This is a genomic window from Peribacillus sp. N1 (assembly GCF_054600815.1).
The window spans coordinates 1-240 of the sequence record NZ_BAAHZO010000091.1; the positions used below are offsets into that span (position 1 = coordinate 1).

At 50.0% G+C, this 240-nt stretch carries 1 rRNA gene; it reads right to left on the reverse strand.

The features are described from left to right. Positions 1 to 240: ribosomal RNA gene (locus tag ACYP5M_RS26700) — 23S ribosomal RNA — on the reverse strand; the annotation flags it as partial.

Genomic DNA, 240 nt, shown 5'->3' on the forward strand with positions numbered 1-240 from the left:
CTATCGGTAACTAGGGAGTATTTAGCCTTGGGAGATGGTACTCCCTGCTTCCGACGGGATTTCTCGTGTCCCGCCGTACTCAGGATCCACTCAGGAGTGAACGAAGTTTCAACTACAGGGTTTTTACCTTCTTCGACGGATCTTTCCAGATCGCTTCATTTACCCCGTTCCTTGGTAACTCCATGTTGAGTGTCCTACACCCCCAAGAGGCAAGCCTCTTGGTTTGGGCTAATTCCGTTT